The organism is Methylobacterium sp. UNCCL125 (genome assembly GCF_900116795.1).
Taxonomy (GTDB): domain Bacteria; phylum Pseudomonadota; class Alphaproteobacteria; order Rhizobiales; family Beijerinckiaceae; genus Methylobacterium; species Methylobacterium fujisawaense.
The window spans coordinates 15,295-27,487 of record NZ_FPBW01000047.1 but is presented as its reverse complement, the minus strand read 5'-3'; the positions used below and the strand labels follow the sequence as shown (position 1 = coordinate 27,487).

Below are 12,193 nucleotides of genomic sequence, written 5' to 3'. Positions count from 1 at the left end.
TGCTCGAGCTCAATCGTTGATGGCGGCGACGACGCCGGCACCGACGGTGCGGCCGCCCTCGCGGATGGCGAAGCGCAGCTTCTCCTCCATGGCCACCGGCACGATCAGCGCCACGTCCATGGTCACGTTGTCGCCCGGCATCACCATCTCGGTGCCCTCGGGCAGCGTCACGATCCCGGTCACGTCGGTGGTGCGGAAGTAGAACTGCGGCCGGTAGTTGGTGAAGAACGGCGTGTGGCGGCCGCCCTCTTCCTTGGTCAGGATGTAGGCCTCGGCCTTGAACTTGGCGTGCGGCTTCACCGAACCCGGCTTGCACACGACCTGGCCGCGCTCCACGTCCTCGCGCTTCGTGCCGCGCAGCAGCACGCCGACGTTGTCGCCCGCCTGGCCCTGGTCGAGCAGCTTGCGGAACATCTCCACGCCCGTGACCGTCGTGGTCTGCGTGTCGCGGATGCCGACGATCTCCACCGTCTCGCCGACCTTGACGATGCCGCGCTCGACGCGTCCCGTCACCACCGTGCCGCGGCCCGAGATCGAGAACACGTCCTCGATCGGCATCAGGAACGGCAGGTCGATCGGACGCTCCGGCTGCGGGATGTAGGCATCCACCGTCGCCATCAGCGCCAGCACCGCCTCCTTGCCGATCTTCGGCTCCTTGTCCTCAAGCGCCATCAGCGCCGAGCCCTTGGTGATCGGGATGTCGTCGCCGGGGAAGTCGTACTTCGACAGGAGCTCGCGCACCTCCAGCTCGACCAGCTCCAGGAGCTCCTCGTCGTCGACCATGTCGACCTTGTTGAGGAACACCACCAGCGCCGGAACGCCGACCTGACGCGCCAGAAGGATGTGCTCGCGGGTCTGCGGCATCGGGCCGTCGGCCGCCGACACCACCAGGATCGCGCCGTCCATCTGCGCCGCGCCCGTGATCATGTTCTTCACGTAGTCGGCGTGCCCGGGGCAATCCACGTGCGCGTAGTGACGGTTCTGCGTCTCGTACTCCACGTGCGCCGTCGAGATCGTGATCCCGCGCGCCTTCTCCTCCGGAGCCTTGTCGATCTGGTCGTAGGCCGTGAACGTCGCCCCGCCCGTCTCCGCCAGAACCTTCGTGATCGCCGCCGTCAACGACGTCTTGCCGTGGTCAACGTGACCAATCGTGCCAATGTTGCAGTGCGGCTTGGTGCGGGAGAACTTTTCCTTGCCCATCAGAGCCTCCTAGATTCGAATTCGCGTTGCGGAAGAAGAGATGCCTCAGGCCGAAGCCTTAGGCGTACTTGGCGATGACCTTGTCGGCCTCGCCGCGCGGCACCTCTTCGTAGTGGTCGAACTGCATGGTGAAGTTCGCCCGGCCCTGCGACATGGAGCGCAGGTTGTTCACGTAGCCGAACATGTTGGCCAGCGGCACCATCGCGTTGATGACGTTGGCGTTGCCGCGCATGTCCTGACCCTGGATCTGGCCGCGGCGGGAGTTCAGGTCGCCGATGACCGAGCCGGTGTACTCTTCCGGCGAGACGACCTCGACCTTCATCACCGGCTCGAGCAGGACCGAGCCGCCCTTCTGCAGGGCCTCACGGAGGGCTGCACGGGACGCGATCTCGAAGGCCAGCGCCGAGGAGTCGACGTCGTGGTAGGCGCCGTCGATCAGCTCGACCTTCACGTCGACCACCGGGAAGCCGGCGAGGACGCCCGCGCCCAGGACCGAGTTCAGGCCCTTCTCGACGCCGGGGATGTACTCCTTCGGCACCGCGCCGCCGACGATCTTCGACTCGAACTGGAAGCCGGCGCCCGGCTCGTTCGGCTCGACCACGAACTTCACGCGGGCAAACTGGCCGGTACCGCCGGTCTGCTTCTTGTGCGTGTAGTCGATCTCCTGACGGCGGGTCAGCTTCTCGCGGTAGGCCACCTGCGGCTGGCCGATATTCGCGTCGACCTTGTAGGTGCGGCGCAGGATGTCGACCTTGATGTCCAGGTGGAGCTCGCCCATCCCCCGGAGGATGGTCTGGCCGGATTCCTGGTCCGTGGACACGCGGAAGGACGGATCCTCGGCGGCGAGCTTCGAGAGCGCGATGCCGAGCTTCTCCTGATCGGCCTTCGACTTCGGCTCGACGGCGATCTCGATGACGGGCTCGGGGAACTCCATCTTCTCGAGGATCACGGCCTTCTGCGGATCGCAGAGGGTGTCGCCCGTGCGGGTATCCTTGAGGCCGGCCAGGGCGACGATGTCGCCCGCGAAGGCCTCCTTGATGTCCTCACGGTTGTTGGCGTGCATCAGGAGCATGCGGCCGACGCGCTCCTTCTTGTCGCGCGACGAGTTCAGCACGTTGGCGCTGGTCTCGACCTTGCCCGAGTACACGCGGCAGAAAGTGATCGTGCCGACGTGGGGATCGTCCATGATCTTGAAGGCGAGCATGGAGAAGGGATCCGAATCCGTCGGGTGACGGACGGTCTCTTCCTCGGTCTTGAAGTCGATGCCCTTGATCTCGCCGCGATCGGCCGGGGAGGGCAGGTAGTCCACGACGGCGTCGAGGAGCGGCTGCACGCCCTTGTTCTTGAAGGCCGAGCCGCACAGCACCGGGTGGAAGGCGCGCAGCTGCACGGCCTTGCGCACCAGGCGGCGCATGGTCGCCTCGTCGGGCTCGGTGCCGTCGAGGTAGGCGGACATCGCCTCGTCGTCGAGCTCGACGCAGGCCTCGACCAGCTTGGTGCGGTACTCGACAGCCTGATCCTTCAGGTCGGCCGGGATCTCGGTCTCGTCGAAGTTGGCGCCGAGCGCCTCACCCGTCCAGACGATCGCCTTCATCTTGATGAGGTCGATGACGCCCTGGAAGCTGGACTCGGCACCGATCGGCAGTTGCAGGCAGACGGGCTTGCCGGCGACGCGGTCGATGATGTCGGCGACGCACTTGAAGAAGTCGGCGCCGATCTTGTCCATCTTGTTGACGAACACGACGCGCGGCACGTCGTACTTGTCGGCCTGGCGCCACACGGTCTCGGTCTGCGGCTCGACGCCCTGGTTGCCGTCGAGCACGCACACGGCGCCGTCGAGCACGCGCAGGGAGCGCTCGACCTCGATGGTGAAGTCGACGTGGCCGGGGGTGTCGATGATGTTCAGGCGCTTGTCGCGCCAGAAGCAGGTCGTCGCAGCCGAGGTGATCGTGATGCCACGCTCCTGCTCCTGCGCCATCCAGTCCATGGTGGCGGCGCCCTCATGGACCTCGCCGATCTTATGGGACTTTCCGGTGTAGTAGAGGATCCGCTCGGTCGTCGTGGTCTTGCCGGCATCAATGTGGGCCATGATGCCGAAGTTGCGGTAGTCCTCGATCGCGTGCGTGCGGGGCATCGAATTGCTCCTGAGAGACGGCGGAACTGCTTACCAGCGGTAGTGCGAGAAAGCGCGGTTGGCTTCCGCCATCCGGTGCGTGTCTTCCCGCTTCTTGACGGCGTTGCCGCGGTTGTTGGCGGCGTCGAGCAGCTCGGCGGAGAGCCGCTCGATCATGGTCCGGTCGTTGCGCGAACGGGCCGCCTGGATCAGCCAACGGATGGCGAGGGCCTGGCGACGCTCGGTGCGCACCTCGACGGGGACCTGGTAGGTCGCGCCGCCGACGCGGCGGGAGCGGACCTCGATCATCGGGGCGACGTTGTCGAGGGCGGCGCGGAACACCTCGATCGGGTTGGCGCGGGCGCGGTTCTCGACGATGTCGAAGGCACCGTAGACGATCCGCTCGGCGGTCGACTTCTTGCCCTCGTACATGATGGAGTTCATGAACTTCGTCAGCACCACGTCCCCGTACTTCGGGTCCGGGATGATCTCACGCTTCTCGGCAGAGTGACGACGGGACATCTTCTGGAACTCTCGAACGAAAAGATCTTAAGCACCCCGCGCAGGCCGCCTGAGCCGTAAGGCCGGCGACATCCTTGCGAGGCCGTGGAAACGCAGACCGGCGCCCGGGAAAAATCCGGGCGTCCGACTTACTTCGGACGCTTGGCGCCGTACTTCGAACGGCGCTGCTTGCGGTTCTTCACGCCCTGCGTGTCGAGCACGCCGCGCAGGATGTGGTAGCGCACGCCCGGAAGATCCTTCACGCGGCCGCCGCGGATCATCACCACGGAGTGCTCCTGAAGGTTGTGACCCTCACCCGGGATGTAGCCGATCACCTCGAAGCCGTTGGTGAGGCGCACCTTGGCGACCTTACGGAGCGCCGAGTTCGGCTTCTTCGGGGTCGTCGTGTAGACGCGGGTGCAGACGCCGCGCTTCTGCGGGCAAGCGTCGAGCGCCGGAACCTTGTTGCGGCTCCGCTGGATCTTCCGCGGCTGGGCGATCAGCTGGTTGATCGTCGGCATCCTGTGCCCTCTTCCTCGGTCACCTAGGCCGGACTGCACAGGGCAGTCCGCAAAACGAATATGCGCCGGAGGGCCTGTCACGGACCCTCGGCGCGGTGTGGGCAGAGGAGCACGCCCGAAACGAACGCGCTCATACCTACGGATCTGACTTAAGCGTCAGGCGATTTGAACCCTCGGAGCGCGCGGGGCGATGGCGGCGGCGTCAAGGGGGTATGCCCAAGGGCCGTCGGCAGCCGATGGCCGTCCGAAGTGGCGCGCTTCTAGCCGCGGTTGACCCGCAGGTCAATGCGGTGGCGGCAGAAAACTGCACCGCGCCGGAGGTTAAGGATCGGTCAAGGCGCGGAATCCCCGTCCGCGCGTACATGACCCTCACCGCATCACCGGACCGTCAACCACGGCCGCCCCCGCGCTCGATCCGGGATGGCATCAACCCGCGGCAGAACCCGGGCAAGATCACGCGAATCGTCCTGCCGGTGCATGAAGAACATCCACCGCCTTTCTCCTCGCTTCCCCAGCACGCTTTGCTGATGACCCGGTGAAAAACGGAAATCCGGTCCGTTGATCGGATTGCGGCTTTCAGAGAATGATGCGGAGGCTCGGGACAAACCGCTCCGATCGTCTTCTCCGGATCGGATATCATCTTGCACCCGGCACCGAAAATCTTTCGTCGTCCGTGAACGGCCCGAGTTTTTGTCACCGCTCTGTCCAATGGAGATTCGCGTGCGCCGCCTCTTCGCTCTCGCCCTGGCAATCCTTTGTTCGGTGAGTGCAGCTCAGGCCGACAGGCTCGACGACATCCGGAAGGCCGGCGTTCTCCGGGTGGCCGTCTTTGACAGCAATCCGCCCTTCGGCTTCGTTGATCGCGGGACCCTGCAGATTGCCGGGCTCGATGTCGATTACGCACAGGCCATCGCCGACAAGCTCGGCGTAAAGGTCGAACTGCGTCCCACCAACCCGGCGAATCGGATCCCGCTGCTGATCTCCGGCAAAGTCGATCTGGTCCTGGCGAACTTCACGATCACGGAGGAGCGGGGCAAGCAACTCGACTTCAGCATCCCCTACTTCGCGTCCGGCCAGCAGTTCCTGACCAAGAAGGGCACCCTGTCGTCCCCCGATCAGCTCAACGGCCTGCGCATCGGCGTCGACAGGGGCACCACCAACGAGATCGTGCTGCGCCGGGACTTCCCGAAGGCGACGGTGGTCGCCTTCGATGACACGCCCTTCGCCTTCACGGCCCTGCGCAACGGCAACGTCCAGGCGATCACGCAGGACGGGCCGAAGCTCGTCGGGCTGCTGGCGAAGGTGCCGGACCGCCAGAATTACGAGATCCCGCCCTTCAGCATCTCCAACGACTATATCGGCGTCGGCATCCCGAAGGGGGAGGGCCGGCTTCGGGATCTCGTGAACGAGGCGCTGCGCGAGTTGGAGGCGCGCGGCAAGGCGGCACAGATCTACGATCGCTGGTTCGGCCCGAACACCGAGCAGCCGCTGCCGCGCCTGTTCCGAATCGGCGACCGCAACTAGCCGAGGCCGGGCGACGGCGATGGGCCAGCTCTTCGGCGACCTGTTGGCGCCTCGCTACCTCGTCTGGCTGATCCAAGGCTTCGAACTCACCCTGGCTCTCTCGGCGGCCGTGTGTCTCGCCGGCACCGGGGTGGGTCTCGCGGCGTGCTGCCTGCGGGAAGCGGGCGGCGCCGCGGCCGGGCGGGCAGTGGCCGGCTTCGTCGGGATCGTCCGGAACACGCCGCTGCTGGTGCAGCTCTTCGTCTGGTACTTCGTGGGCGCAGCCCTGTTGCCGAGCGGCGCGACAACCTGGCTGAACACGCCGCACGCCCTCGATCTGGGATTCGGCGCCGTGCATTGGCCGGCCTACGAGACCCTGGCCGGGTTCTTCGGCCTCACCGTCTATGCGGGCGCCTACATCGCCGAGGAGGGCCGGGCAGGCGTCAACGGTGTCCGCCCCGGCCAGCGGGAGGCGGCCATCGCCCTTGGCCTGACGCCGGTCCAGGCCTTCCGCCACATCGTCCTGCCACAGGCCCTGCGCGTCGCCTGGCTGCCGATCGTCGGCCAGTACCTCAACACGATCAAGAACACCGCCCTCACCATGACGATCGGCCTCGCGGAGCTGTCCTACGCGTCCCGGCAGGTGGAGACCGAGACGTTCAAGACCTTCCAGGCCTTCGGCATCGCGACGCTGCTCTATGTGGGCGCGGTCGCCCTGGTCGAGGCGGCGGGGCAGGCGGTGGCCCGCCGCGCCGCGGCTCCGGGACCGCGCCGATGAACCCTGCGATCATCACCGACAATCTCGGCTACCTGCTGCTCGGCGCCTGGCCCAGGGGCCCGGTCGGCGGGCTGGCGCTGACGCTGATCCTCTCCGGCCTGTCCGGCCTCGCCTCGGCCCTGCTGGGTCTCGTCCTGGGCATCGCCCTGGCGATGAGCGCGGGGCCGTCCCGCGTCGCTCTGACCATCGGGCTCGGCGTCTTCCGCGCCGTGCCGATCGTGATGCTGATCTTCTGGAGCTACTTCCTGCTGCCGATCCTGTTCGGCGTGTCGATTCCGGAGATCGGCACCGTGGCGGCGACCCTGGCGCTCGTCGGCGGGGCCTATCTCTCGTACGGGGTGGCGGCCGGGATCGAGAGCATCGGCCACGGTCAGTGGGAGGCCGGCCTCGCCCTCGGTTTCGGCCGCTGGCCGGTGCTGCGCTTCATCATCCTGCCACAGGCGCTCAGGGCCATGGCGCCGTCCTTCGTCAATCAATGGACCACGCTCATCAAGGACACCTCGCTCGCCTACGTGATCGGCGTGCCCGAGCTGTCCTTCGTGGCCACCCAGGTGAACAACCGCACCATGGTCTACCCGGCCGAAATCTTCCTGTTCGTCGGCGCCCTCTACGCGGGCCTGTGCGTCGCCCTCGACAGGCTCGCCGCGCGGCTCGTGCGGCGGCGCTCGCGACCGAAGGCGCATCTCGGCTGAGGCCATCCTGACCGGAGCAGGCCCCTGGGTCGCCCGTCGTGCCGGATCGAACGATGGCCGCGACCTCGGATTCGGCCGGCGATGAAACGGTCTCCCGCCGAAACCGTCACGCGATGCGTCCCACTCCGCCTTGGGGGGAGGAGGCAGCCCAGAGGGGCCGAAGCCATCCGGCGGAGATGAGAGGAGGCCCGTTGATGGCCGGTGCGCCGGCCGTGAGGACCCCGCCCCGGACGCGGGCAAGCCGGCAAATCCTGCCGGGTTGCCGGAGGGGACGTACCGGATCGGGGCAGGGGGGCGCCGGCAGGGTCTACGGAGAATTAAAGCGATCCGTCGAATTGTCGCGATCAACGGGCGGCCTGCGTGCCGCCGCGGGTCTGCGTCAAGGGTTTTGCGTATGGGTTGCGTCGCGGTCAGCAACGTCGTTCCGTTCCGGCGGGCCATTCCCGCCCAGGCACCGGGCGAGTGGGAGGCACGCAGCCGCCGGCGCAGCGAGCAGCGGTCCCTGCTCGATGCCGTCTACGCCACCGGCAGCATGGTCGTCGCCGCCGAGGATCGCGGGACGAAACTGACGGCCTCCCGGCTTCAGGTCTACGGATTCCTGGCGATCGAGGAGGTCGGCGAGGACGGTCTCATGCGGCGGCTCCGCCCCTCCGAAGCGATCCGCGCCCGCTCGGAGCGGCCCTGGCGCCTGTCGAAGCCCGCGAGCGGCGCGTCGGTGACGATCCCGAGCCTCGACGGCTTCCTGTTCGAATCAGGCGGCCAGCCCGCCTGAGTCCCGCCCGAGCGCTCAGCGACCGGTGCGCCGAGAGGCGCGCCGGTCGTCGCGTTTTGAGAGGCACGCCGGCCCGCATGACGCATCCGCAGCGAGTCGTGCGCGCGAGGCCGAATCGGAGCGCGCCGACGATCCCCATGCGACGCGGCCTCCTGACGGGCGCCGACTGGAACCAGGCCGTGCATCGGGTCAATCCAGCCATGCGCCGCCGACGATTTCACGCCGCTCCGCTTGCCATCCGGGGCGGCCCGTAGTATCCGCCCGGCCTTCGCGACATTCCGATGGGTGCTCGCACCCTGTGAACGCGGTGACCGCGCCGGTGTCCTTGCGACACCGCCAGCGCGGTCGAACACATGAGCCGGGGACATCAGGTCCCCATCAGGCGTCGTCCGCCGGGCAATACCGTCCGTGTGCGGAAACCCGCCTGAAACAAGGAGTCACGCACGTGATCCAGATGCAGACGAATCTGGACGTCGCCGACAACTCGGGTGCACGCCGTGTGATGTGCATCAAGGTTCTCGGCGGGTCGAAGCGCAAGTATGCCGGCGTGGGCGACGTGATCGTCGTCTCCGTCAAGGAGGCGATCCCGCGCGGTCGCGTCAAGAAGGGCGACGTCATGAAGGCGGTCGTCGTCCGCACCGCCAAGGACGTGAAGCGTGCCGACGGTTCGGTCATCCGCTTCGACAAGAACGCCGCGGTCCTGATCAACAATCAGAAGGAGCCGATCGGCACCCGTATCTTCGGACCGGTTCCGCGCGAGCTCCGCGCCCGCAACCACATGAAGATCATCTCCCTGGCTCCGGAGGTGCTGTAATGGCTGCCAAGATCAAGAAGGGCGACAAGGTCGTCGTGCTCACCGGCCGCGATTCGGGCCGGTCGGGCGAGGTGATCCAGGTTCTGCCGAAGGAAGGCCGGGCCTTCGTGCGCGGCATCAACCTGGTCAAGAAGCACCAGAAGCAGACCCAGAACCAGGAAGGCGGCATCATCTCCAAGGAGGCCGCCATCCAGCTCTCGAACATCGCGGTCGCGGATGCCAACGGCAAGCCGACCCGCGTGGGTTTCCGCATCCTCGAAGACGGGCGCAAGGTCCGGTTCGCCAAGACCACGGGGGATCAGATCGATGGCTGAGGCCGACAAGAACGCCTACACCCCGCGCCTGCGCAAGCACTACGACGAGGTGGTTCGCCAGAAGCTGATCGAGGAGTTCGGCTACAAGAACCCCATGGAAGTGCCGCAGATCACCAAGATCGTGATCAACATGGGCGTCGGCGAGTCCACCGCGGACTCGAAGAAGGCCTCGGTGGCGGCGGGCGACCTCGCCCTGATCGCCGGCCAGAAGCCGGTCATCACCCGGGCCCGCAAGGCCATCGCGACCTTCAAGGTCCGCGAAGGCATGCCGATCGGCTGCAAGGTGACCCTGCGCAAGCAGCGCATGTACGAGTTCATGGACCGGCTGATCACCATCGCGCTGCCGCGCGTGCGTGACTTCCGCGGCCTGAACCCGCGCTCGTTCGACGGCCGCGGCAACTACGCCCTCGGTCTCAAGGAGCACCTCGTGTTCCCGGAGATCTCCTACGACAAGGCCGAGCAGACCTGGGGCATGGACATCGTCGTGGCGACCACCGCCAAGACCGATGCCGAGGCCAAGGCCCTGCTCGCCGCCTTCAAGTTCCCGTTCCGGCAGTGAAGCTCTCGGGCTTCAGACGCGGACACCGGAGATAGACCACATGTCGAAGAAAAGCTCAGTCGAGAAGAATGAGGCTCGCAAGGCGCTGGTGAAGCGCTTCGCGGCCAAGCGGAAGGCGCTCCTCGAGATCGCCAACAACGAAGCCCTCGAGATGGAGGAGCGCTTCGAGGCGCGCCTCAAGCTCGCGGAACTGCCGCGCAACTCGTCGGCCACCCGCATCCGCAATCGCTGCGGCATGACCGGCCGCCCGCGCGCCTATTACCGCAAGATGGGCATCTCGCGCGTTGCGCTGCGCGAGCTTGGCAACCGGGGCCTGATCCCCGGCCTGGTCAAGTCGAGCTGGTAAGGAGGTCCCCATGGTCAACGATCCCGTGGGCGACATGCTCACCCGCATCCGCAACGGCCAGCTGCGCCGTCGCAACGTCGTCCAGACGCCCGGCTCGCGCCTGCGCGCCAGCGTCCTCGACGTCCTGAAGGCCGAGGGCTACATCCGCGATTACGCGGCGACGGACCTCGGCAACGGCCGCACCGAGTTCGCCATCGAGCTCAAGTACTACGACGGGCGCCCGGTGATCCGCGAGATCAAGCGCGTCTCGAAGCCCGGCCGCCGGGTCTACTCGTCCGTCGGCGAGCTGCCGCACGTGGCCGACGGCCTCGGCGTCACCATCGTCTCCACCCCGCAGGGCGTCATGGCCGATCACGAGGCGCGCGAGCGCAACGTCGGCGGTGAAGTGCTCTGCACCGTGTTCTGATCGGGACATAAGGAGGTTATCCCATGTCTCGCGTAGGCAAGAAGCCGGTCCCCGTGCCGGCGGGCGTTACCGCCACGGTCACCGGTCAGACGGTGAAGATGAAGGGTTCGAAGGGCGAACTGTCCTACGACGTCCCGTCGCTCGTCGCCGTGGCGATGAAGGACGGCGCCATCGAGGTGCAGCCCGTCAACCAGTCCAAGCCGGCGCGCTCCCTGTGGGGCACGTCGCGGGCGCAGATCGCCAACATCGCCGAGGGCGTGTCGAAGGGCTTCGAGAAGAAGCTCGAGATCACCGGCGTCGGCTATCGCGCCGCGATGGCCGGCAAGGCCCTCAAGTTGTCGCTCGGCTACAGCCACGACATCGAATACGCGATCCCCACGGGGATCACGATCGCTACCCCGAAGCCCACCGAGATCACGATCTCCGGGATCAACCGCCAGCAGGTCGGTCAGGTCGCCGCCGAGATCCGCGATTACCGCGGACCCGAGCCCTACAAGGGCAAGGGCGTGAAGTACGCGGGCGAGTTCATCTTCCGCAAGGAAGGCAAGAAGAAGTAAGGAGGGCATCATGTCTCGCAAGCTCGAAGCCCTCGATCGCCGCAAGGCGCGCGTCCGCCGCGCGCTGCGGGCCGCCGCCAACGGCCGCCCGCGGCTCTCGGTGTTCCGCTCGTCGAAGCAGATCTACGTCCAGGTCATCGACGACGTCGCCGGCAAGACGCTGGCCGCGGCCTCGTCGATCGACAAGGCCCTCAAGGGCGAACTCAAGACCGGCGCCGACGTCGCCGCCGCCAAGGCGGTTGGCAAGCTGGTCGCCGAGCGCGCCAAGGCCGCGGGCGTCACGAAGGTGATCTTCGACCGCTCCGGCTACATCTACCATGGCCGTGTCGCGGCCGTGGCCGAGGCCGCCCGCGAGGGTGGCCTGGAGTTCTGATCTTAGGGACCTCGCCGGCGGCGCATCCGCCGCCGGCGGCCCCGATCGGGATCTTTGAACGACGGCGGGCCGGACGTGCGGTGCATGTCCGGCATTCGAAGCAATCGAGCGAGCAGGCCCGCCGCCTGCGCCAGTGAGATGAACGGGTAAAGCAATGGCACGTGAACGGGAAGGCGGGGGCCGCGGCCGCCGCGATGATCGCGAGGAGCGCGACAGCGAGTTCGTGGACAAGCTCGTCCACATCAACCGCGTCGCCAAGGTGGTGAAGGGCGGCCGTCGCTTCGGCTTCGCGGCCCTCGTCGTCGTCGGCGACCAGAAGGGCCGCGTCGGCTTCGGCCACGGCAAGGCCCGTGAGGTGCCGGAGGCCATCCGCAAGGCGACCGAGGCCGCCAAGCGCGGCCTGATCCGCGTCTCGCTCCGCGAGGGCCGGACTCTGCACCACGACGTCAACGGCCGCCACGGCGCCGGCAAGGTGATCCTCCGCGCGGCTCCGCAGGGTACCGGCATCATCGCCGGCGGCCCGATGCGCGCCGTGTTCGAGACCCTCGGCATGCAGGACGTCGTCGCCAAGTCGCTGGGGTCCTCGAACCCCTACAACCTCGTGCGCGCCACCTTCGAGGCGCTCAAGAACGAGGACAGCCCGCGCTCCGTGGCGGCCCGCCGCGGCATCAAGGTGTCGACCCTCCAGTCGCGCCGCCGCGATGCCGATCCGGCCGACCAGTCCGAAGCCGCGGTCGCGTAAGG

General features: G+C 67.2%; 16 protein-coding genes. 12 read left to right on the top strand and 4 right to left on the bottom strand.

The window, feature by feature from the left end; translation table 11 throughout:
- Positions 1-9: 9 nt before the first annotated feature.
- The 4 genes from tuf to rpsL form a co-directional block, all read right to left on the bottom strand.
- A complete protein-coding gene (gene tuf, locus BM396_RS29760; RefSeq protein WP_043348276.1) occupies positions 10-1,200 on the bottom strand; it encodes an elongation factor Tu in 1,191 nt (396 codons plus the stop codon).
- Between the two features lie 58 nt (positions 1,201-1,258).
- Positions 1,259-3,334 carry an elongation factor G gene (gene fusA / locus BM396_RS29755; RefSeq protein WP_043387390.1) on the bottom strand — a complete coding sequence of 692 codons (2,076 nt, stop codon included), beginning with the start codon at positions 3,332-3,334 and terminating at the stop codon, positions 1,259-1,261.
- Between the two features lie 30 nt (positions 3,335-3,364).
- Positions 3,365-3,835 carry a 30S ribosomal protein S7 gene (gene rpsG / locus BM396_RS29750; RefSeq protein ID WP_007557567.1) on the bottom strand — a complete coding sequence of 157 codons (471 nt, stop codon included), beginning with the start codon at positions 3,833-3,835 and terminating at the stop codon, positions 3,365-3,367.
- A 128-nt stretch (positions 3,836-3,963) separates the two neighbouring features.
- On the bottom strand, positions 3,964-4,335 hold the full coding sequence (gene rpsL / locus BM396_RS29745; RefSeq protein ID WP_007557568.1) for a 30S ribosomal protein S12: 372 nt from the start codon (positions 4,333-4,335) through the stop codon (positions 3,964-3,966).
- Positions 4,336-5,055: 720 nt separating this feature from the next.
- Between rpsL and BM396_RS29740 the strand changes: the two genes are divergently transcribed.
- From BM396_RS29740 to rpsE, 12 genes are all read left to right on the top strand, one after another.
- Positions 5,056-5,859 (top strand): ABC transporter substrate-binding protein, encoded by an 804-nt coding sequence (locus BM396_RS29740; protein WP_199807265.1) that lies wholly within the window; start codon positions 5,056-5,058, stop codon positions 5,857-5,859.
- 19 nt (positions 5,860-5,878) lie between these two features.
- The gene (locus BM396_RS29735) at positions 5,879-6,616 is read left to right on the top strand and encodes an amino acid ABC transporter permease (protein ID WP_043387385.1); all 738 of its coding nucleotides are present in this window, start codon (positions 5,879-5,881) and stop codon (positions 6,614-6,616) included.
- Entirely contained in the window at positions 6,613-7,308 is a 696-nt protein-coding gene (locus BM396_RS29730) for an amino acid ABC transporter permease (protein ID WP_043387384.1), read from the top strand. The genes BM396_RS29735 and BM396_RS29730 overlap by 4 nt, the downstream gene beginning before the upstream one ends.
- Positions 7,309-7,702: 394 nt before the next feature.
- Positions 7,703-8,080 carry a hypothetical protein gene (locus tag BM396_RS29725; protein WP_043348264.1) on the top strand — a complete coding sequence of 126 codons (378 nt, stop codon included), beginning with the start codon at positions 7,703-7,705 and terminating at the stop codon, positions 8,078-8,080.
- 445 nt (positions 8,081-8,525) lie between these two features.
- Entirely contained in the window at positions 8,526-8,894 is a 369-nt protein-coding gene (rplN, locus tag BM396_RS29720; RefSeq protein WP_010686182.1) for a 50S ribosomal protein L14, read from the top strand.
- Positions 8,894-9,208: a 50S ribosomal protein L24 gene (gene rplX / locus BM396_RS29715; protein ID WP_012319178.1), complete on the top strand. Its 315-nt coding sequence runs from the start codon at positions 8,894-8,896 to the stop codon at positions 9,206-9,208. Before rplN ends, rplX begins: the two co-directional genes overlap by 1 nt.
- Positions 9,201-9,767 (top strand): 50S ribosomal protein L5, encoded by a 567-nt coding sequence (gene rplE, locus BM396_RS29710; protein ID WP_043348261.1) that lies wholly within the window; start codon positions 9,201-9,203, stop codon positions 9,765-9,767. Before rplX ends, rplE begins: the two co-directional genes overlap by 8 nt.
- A 40-nt stretch (positions 9,768-9,807) precedes the next feature.
- A complete protein-coding gene (gene rpsN / locus BM396_RS29705; protein WP_043387382.1) occupies positions 9,808-10,113 on the top strand; it encodes a 30S ribosomal protein S14 in 306 nt (101 codons plus the stop codon).
- Positions 10,114-10,123: 10 nt separating this feature from the next.
- The gene (gene rpsH, locus BM396_RS29700) at positions 10,124-10,519 is read left to right on the top strand and encodes a 30S ribosomal protein S8 (protein ID WP_012319176.1); all 396 of its coding nucleotides are present in this window, start codon (positions 10,124-10,126) and stop codon (positions 10,517-10,519) included.
- A 23-nt stretch (positions 10,520-10,542) separates the two neighbouring features.
- Positions 10,543-11,076 (top strand): 50S ribosomal protein L6, encoded by a 534-nt coding sequence (gene rplF / locus BM396_RS29695; protein WP_043387380.1) that lies wholly within the window; start codon positions 10,543-10,545, stop codon positions 11,074-11,076.
- Positions 11,077-11,086: 10 nt separating this feature from the next.
- The gene (rplR, locus tag BM396_RS29690; protein ID WP_010686176.1) at positions 11,087-11,449 is read left to right on the top strand and encodes a 50S ribosomal protein L18; all 363 of its coding nucleotides are present in this window, start codon (positions 11,087-11,089) and stop codon (positions 11,447-11,449) included.
- A 154-nt stretch (positions 11,450-11,603) separates the two neighbouring features.
- Positions 11,604-12,191, top strand: coding sequence for a 30S ribosomal protein S5 (rpsE, locus tag BM396_RS29685; protein WP_043355033.1), 588 nt, complete (start codon positions 11,604-11,606; stop codon positions 12,189-12,191).
- The last annotated feature ends 2 nt before the right edge of the window (positions 12,192-12,193 follow it).

What these genes read in the sequence shown, in the direction of transcription:
- tuf (WP_043348276.1), bottom strand. Translation starts at nt 1,200, where the DNA reads ATGGGCAAGGAAAAGTTCTCCCGCACCAAGCCGCACTGCAACATTGGC.
- fusA (WP_043387390.1), bottom strand. Translation starts at nt 3,334, where the DNA reads ATGCCCCGCACGCACGCGATCGAGGACTACCGCAACTTCGGCATCATG.
- rpsG (WP_007557567.1), bottom strand. Translation starts at nt 3,835, where the DNA reads ATGTCCCGTCGTCACTCTGCCGAGAAGCGTGAGATCATCCCGGACCCG.
- rpsL (WP_007557568.1), bottom strand. Translation starts at nt 4,335, where the DNA reads ATGCCGACGATCAACCAGCTGATCGCCCAGCCGCGGAAGATCCAGCGG.
- BM396_RS29735 (WP_043387385.1), top strand. Translation starts at nt 5,879, where the DNA reads ATGGGCCAGCTCTTCGGCGACCTGTTGGCGCCTCGCTACCTCGTCTGG.
- BM396_RS29730 (WP_043387384.1), top strand. Translation starts at nt 6,613, where the DNA reads ATGAACCCTGCGATCATCACCGACAATCTCGGCTACCTGCTGCTCGGC.
- BM396_RS29725 (WP_043348264.1), top strand. Translation starts at nt 7,703, where the DNA reads ATGGGTTGCGTCGCGGTCAGCAACGTCGTTCCGTTCCGGCGGGCCATT.
- rplX (WP_012319178.1), top strand. Translation starts at nt 8,894, where the DNA reads ATGGCTGCCAAGATCAAGAAGGGCGACAAGGTCGTCGTGCTCACCGGC.
- rplE (WP_043348261.1), top strand. Translation starts at nt 9,201, where the DNA reads ATGGCTGAGGCCGACAAGAACGCCTACACCCCGCGCCTGCGCAAGCAC.
- rpsN (WP_043387382.1), top strand. Translation starts at nt 9,808, where the DNA reads ATGTCGAAGAAAAGCTCAGTCGAGAAGAATGAGGCTCGCAAGGCGCTG.
- rpsH (WP_012319176.1), top strand. Translation starts at nt 10,124, where the DNA reads ATGGTCAACGATCCCGTGGGCGACATGCTCACCCGCATCCGCAACGGC.
- rplF (WP_043387380.1), top strand. Translation starts at nt 10,543, where the DNA reads ATGTCTCGCGTAGGCAAGAAGCCGGTCCCCGTGCCGGCGGGCGTTACC.
- rplR (WP_010686176.1), top strand. Translation starts at nt 11,087, where the DNA reads ATGTCTCGCAAGCTCGAAGCCCTCGATCGCCGCAAGGCGCGCGTCCGC.
- rpsE (WP_043355033.1), top strand. Translation starts at nt 11,604, where the DNA reads ATGGCACGTGAACGGGAAGGCGGGGGCCGCGGCCGCCGCGATGATCGC.